This is a genomic window from Desulfovibrio sp. 1188_IL3213, assembly GCF_036763145.1.
GTDB lineage: Bacteria > Desulfobacterota > Desulfovibrionia > Desulfovibrionales > Desulfovibrionaceae > Desulfovibrio.
On the sequence record NZ_JBAIYR010000167.1, the window covers coordinates 1 to 4,879 of the forward strand.

Annotated in this window: 4 protein-coding genes and 2 tRNA genes; 3 read left to right on the top strand and 3 right to left on the bottom strand. The window is 56.9% G+C overall.

Annotated features, from left to right (window positions below):
• Positions 1 to 904 (bottom strand): polysaccharide deacetylase family protein (locus tag V6C16_RS08000; protein WP_333542981.1); only part of this gene is annotated, 904 nt, incomplete at its 3' end.
• A 275-nt stretch (positions 905 to 1,179) separates the two neighbouring features.
• Between V6C16_RS08000 and V6C16_RS08005 the strand changes: the two genes are divergently transcribed.
• The 3 genes from V6C16_RS08005 to V6C16_RS08015 all read left to right on the top strand — a co-directional run bounded on the left by V6C16_RS08005 (position 1,180) and on the right by V6C16_RS08015 (position 2,182).
• A tRNA-Val gene (locus V6C16_RS08005) sits at positions 1,180 to 1,255 on the top strand.
• Positions 1,256 to 1,264: 9 nt separating this feature from the next.
• Positions 1,265 to 1,341, top strand: a tRNA-Asp gene (locus V6C16_RS08010).
• Between the two features lie 238 nt (positions 1,342 to 1,579).
• Entirely contained in the window at positions 1,580 to 2,182 is a 603-nt protein-coding gene (locus V6C16_RS08015; RefSeq protein ID WP_333536101.1) for an adenylyl-sulfate kinase, read from the top strand.
• A gap of 631 nt (positions 2,183 to 2,813) precedes the next feature.
• Here V6C16_RS08015 and V6C16_RS08020 read toward each other — a convergent pair.
• Together V6C16_RS08020 and V6C16_RS08025 are read right to left on the bottom strand one after the other, a co-directional pair.
• Positions 2,814 to 4,157: a deoxyguanosinetriphosphate triphosphohydrolase gene (locus tag V6C16_RS08020; RefSeq protein ID WP_333536099.1), complete on the bottom strand. Its 1,344-nt coding sequence runs from the start codon at positions 4,155 to 4,157 to the stop codon at positions 2,814 to 2,816.
• Between the two features lie 169 nt (positions 4,158 to 4,326).
• The coding region (locus tag V6C16_RS08025) for a methyl-accepting chemotaxis protein (RefSeq protein WP_333542982.1) at positions 4,327 to 4,879 on the bottom strand (553 nt) is incomplete at its 5' end.

Below are 4,879 nucleotides of genomic sequence, written 5' to 3' on the forward strand. Positions count from 1 at the left end.
GTTGCTTTCCGGCCGTAGCCGCATCGCTGTCGGACTGCCAGGGACGGCTTGTGCGCGCCAAAGGCAAGGCTGCCGTGCCGGCGGGGTAGCTTTCGGGCGGCATCTCCTGGAACTGCTCTTTGAGACGACCGGGCTTTTTGTCTGCCACAATGGGCTGAGAACTGTCTGTGGCGCGGCGGGTCATCAGGATGCCCGGCTCCGGATCAAGCAGACCGTCAAGATAGTCGCTCACAGTCACAAAACGCTGGCAGCCCCCGGCGCGCAGGTCACGAATGATGCGCGGCAGATCTTCCACAGTGCGCTTGTGCGTATCGTGAAACAAAAAAATGCCGCGCAGGGTGCCTGTATCGTATACCGTGCCGCGCGTGCTGCGCAGGGCGGCGTAGTTGGCGGGCAGGCTTTTCCAGTCGCGGCTGTCCAGGGACCAGAGCATGATGCCCAGGCCCAGGCTTTCGGCCACGGCCACAGTCTGATTGTCATAGGCCCCGTAGGGGGGGCGCAAAAATGCGGGGCTGGCCCCAAGAGAGCGCAGAATGGCATCGGTCTGCCCGATTTCCTGCATCTTCCTTTCAGGAGAGAGCATGCGCAGGTTGGGATGTGAATAGGAGTGGTTGCCCACCTCATGGCCCTCGGCCAGAATGCGCCGCACAAGGTCAGGATGCCGCTCCGCCTGTTTGCCCAAAAGAAAAAACGTGGCCGGAATGCCGTATTCACTCAGCATGTCCAGCAACTGGGGAGTATTGGTAGAAGGGCCATCATCAAACGTCAGCGCGCAGAGATTTTCGCGCATGTGCTGATCCATGATGCTGCTGCCGTCCACCACCCGGGCCTGAACGCCCTGAGCAACACTTACGGCCAGCCCGAAAAAAAATACCGCCCAAAGGCGTATCCATAAGGGTTTCATTACATTGCCTCTAAAAAAGCTGCTGTCACCCCATTTCAGGGCCGCAAAACTGCTGTTATGGCTGCCGCAGATCCGGCTGACGCCGAGCGGGGTGCTACAGGAGGTCTAGCACTCCACCCGGCACGGCGCAAGACAATCAATGTGCCGGATTTATGGGGAATAAAAATTATATAATAAAATCAGCATATTAATTTTTTACTCCTGTAAAAAATTTTTTACTTCATATTTTTCGCTTGACTCTTCGGTAGGTTTTGCATAGAAACGTGTCTCCGGGAGGGCAGTTAGCTCAGCTGGTAGAGCACCGCCTTCACACGGCGGGGGCCACAGGTTCAAGTCCTGTACTGCCCACCACCAAAATCCGGAGCGGTAGTTAAGACGGTTATAACGCCGGCCTGTCACGCCGGAGGCCGAGGGTTCGAGTCCCTTCCGCTCCGCCAGAATGTTTAAAGGGAGTCAGCATGCTGACTCCCTTTTTTCGTTGCTGAAGGATATTTTTGCCGCTTCTCCTTCTTTTGCCCGTCGTTGAGCGTCAAAAAAAGCTTTCATCCCACATCACCAATCACGCATCCACATGTAATAAAAAGATTTATCCAGCATGGCCGGATTATTGCATTTTCCGGGTGTTCCCGCGCGGCCTGGCCGCGCCAATGCAACGCGCAAACAAGCGAGGTACGCATGACGCCCGTGATCTGGCTGCTGGGGCTTTCCGGCAGCGGCAAAACCACCCTTGGATCTCTTGTACGCCTGTTTCTTGAAGGACAGGGCCTGGAGACCGAGTTTGTTGACGAAAACCATTTTTGCCGTCAGGCGGGCCTTGCCGGCTCCGCACCCCACGAACGCATCACTGCGGTGAACGCCCTGCGCGATCAGGCCATGCAATGCCACGCCCAGGGGCGTGTCTGCATTGTGGCAGCCACAACGCCCTACAGCGGCATGCGCCAGAAAAACCGCGAAAATCTGCCCCTGTACCATGAGATATGGGTGCGCTGCTCCCTGCAGACCCTGGTCAACCGCGACACAAGAGGCTTGTACGCCAAGGCCGGACAAAGCCATGTGCCGGGCCTGAGCGGCCTCACCGACAGGTTTGACGAGCCGCTTCAGGCAGACCACATTCTTGACACGGACCGGCATGACCTGGCTGAAAGCTACCTGATCCTGCGCAATCTGGCCCTGGATGCACTGGCCAAGGCCCGCAACTGGAACCGGCTGGCCCAGGCATTGCCTTCCACTGCGCTGCCGCCGTCCATGCCCGTCCGGGAACGCTGCATTGCCCTTTAAAGCAGACTGGTTTGGGAATATGCATTACAAGGCGTAAGCGCGCCCATTACGATGCGTAACTGTATAGATAGATTGCGCTTACGCGCGCAGCCGTCAGACAATTTCAAAAAGGGGCCGCTCTTGGGCCTTTGGCGCAAAATAGGGCAAAGCACTGGTAGGAATGGCATAAAAACGTAAAAGGCATATACGTTCAACGGTAAAATCGTCAAAACCTGCTTAATAGCCGATATTCTCGCCCGAAAACAAGAAATCCGGCCCTTTTTAGCCCGAAGAGCACTATGGTGCTCAACCGGGGTAAAAAGGGCCGGTCCGCATCTAGAGCAGATTAACTTTGAGAATATACATTCTCAAAGTTTAAGGCACGCTCACTTCGGCGTTTAACCGCGCAGATAAACTGCGCTTACGCCTCCGTAGCGAACGTCTGCTCACGCAGTCGTCCGAGCAATTTCAAAGTGAAATTGCTCTAGAGGAGTTAACAAATGAAATGAGTTAACTCCTCTGCAAGGATTTTCTTGAAAATCCTTGCCTCGAAATGCGAGAAGGCAGGCAAAAGCCTGCCTGCATTGCGCGGCGCAAATTTTCAGAAAAAAATCCGCACAGATCAGTTAAACATCCCGAATGTCAGACCGCCCTAGCTGGCGGCCGTACCCGAAAACTGCTGTGAAATAAACGTGGCATAGTCGTCCGTCATGCCGGAAACAAAATCCAGCACGCGCAGATAAGCCGTATACAGGCACTCCCCCTCGGAAGGGGCATTGGTTCCCATAAGGGTCAGGGCGCGTTTTTCCTGATACGACATGGCGTTATTTTTGCTGAAGTTGAAGCAGGCGGGAATAAACACGTCCAGCAGCCGCTTGTACAGGGTGTACGTGCCTATTTCCAGGGCTGTTTTTTGCGGATTGTTCATGATCTTGCAGTTAAACACCGTCTTGGCTGCCGCCATAAAGTCCGCCACGTCCTGACGGGCATGCTTGAGCAGGTCGCCCGACAGCGCGCCATGCATGATGTCTTCATAATTATCAAGAAAAGTCTGCGCCACAGAGGGGATGATGCGGCTCATGGCCTTGGTGCGCAGCATGCCCGAGCGCCGCCGGTCCGAATCCATATTCGCCAGGCGTCCCTCGTCCATATCGCTCTCGCTCAGCAGGGGAGCCATGACATCCTTGATATCCTGATAGGTGATGATGCGCAGTTCGCGCGCATCTTCCATATCAATGATGCGATAGCAGATGTCGTCCGCCGCTTCCAGCAGGTAAGAAAGGGGGTGGCGTCGCGCGCGGCCGTCGTGCATCAGCCCCAGAGTGCTGAAGATGTCCTCAAAAATCTCCTTTTCCGCCGTGTAATAGTTGAACTTGCCGCTGCCCCGGCCCAGAGCCTCGTGAGCGGAACAAGGATATTTTACAAGGCTTGCCAGCACGGGAAACGTCAGGCGCAGCCCGCCGGAATCCTTGTTGTTTTCAAGCGTATTAACCACCCGGAATCCCTGGGCGTTGCCGTCAAAGATCTCAAAGTCCGCCCGTTCGGTGGGCCGCAGATCCTTGAAGTAGTGTTCGGTATGCCCCGTATCCTTGAACCAGTCGCGAATGCCCTCTTCCCCGGCATGCCCGAAGGGCGGATTGCCGATATCGTGGGCCAGGCAGGCCGTCTGTATGATCTGGCCGAGATGCTCGGGGGTCCAGCCTTGCGGCAGATGCCCCATTTCGGCCAGCCCCTGCCCCGCCAGCAGGGCCAGAGAACGGCCCACGCAGCTTACCTCCAGCGAGTGGGTAAGGCGGGTATGGATATGGTCATTGCGCACCAGGGGGTGTACTTGCGTTTTTTTGGCAAGCCTGCGGAAAGAACTGGAAAAAATGATGCGGTCATAGTCCTGCACAAAGGGATTGCGCACCACGTCAAGGGCGGCAAGGCTCTTGTCCTGCCGCGTTCTGCGGTATGGAGCCAGCAGGCGGCCCCATTGTTCGGTATGATTGCCCATAAATTCTCCTTCCAAGGCTTTATGACAACTGCACGCGCACCGCAAGCGCACAGCCCCGGGCAGGCAGGACGGAATAGCGGTAAACGACAATCCCCCGCCTTTTCTGGCGGCCTTTGCGGCTGCCGTAAAAGACGGGGGATAAAGACAGATGTGCTGTGGCGAAGCGCCCTTACGCGCCGCCGCCCTGCTTCATCTGGCTGATAAGCTCCTGAAGCACGCTGGCCTGACGCGACAGCTCCGTGATGGAATCTGCGGACTGGTGCATGAACGAGGCGTTTTCGCCCGATATCCTGTCCACTTCGTCAAGGCTGCGGTTGATTTCCGCACTGGCGACAGACTGCTCTTCCGAGGCTGCGGCAATGGCGCGCACCTGATCTGTGGTCAGGTCGACCATTGACACAATCTCCGCCAGGGCCGCACCGGAGCGGTCGGCCAGTTCGCCAGCGCCCTGAATGCGTGAAACCGTGCGGGTAACAACATCAATGGTGTGCGTAGTGCCTGCCTGTATGCCGCCGATGGCCTCACCCACTTCCCTGGTGGCAGTCATGGTTTTTTCGGCCAATTTGCGCACCTCGTCGGCCACCACGGCAAAGCCGCGGCCGGCATCGCCAGCACGCGCGGCCTCGATGGCCGCATTAAGGGCCAGCAGGTTGGTCTGATCGGCAATGTCGGCAATGACGTTCAGCACCTTGCCGATGGCCTCGGCCTGAACCCCAAGACCA

What these genes read in the sequence shown, in the direction of transcription:
- V6C16_RS08015 (WP_333536101.1), top strand. Translation starts at nt 1,580, where the DNA reads ATGACGCCCGTGATCTGGCTGCTGGGGCTTTCCGGCAGCGGCAAAACC.
- V6C16_RS08020 (WP_333536099.1), bottom strand. Translation starts at nt 4,157, where the DNA reads ATGGGCAATCATACCGAACAATGGGGCCGCCTGCTGGCTCCATACCGC.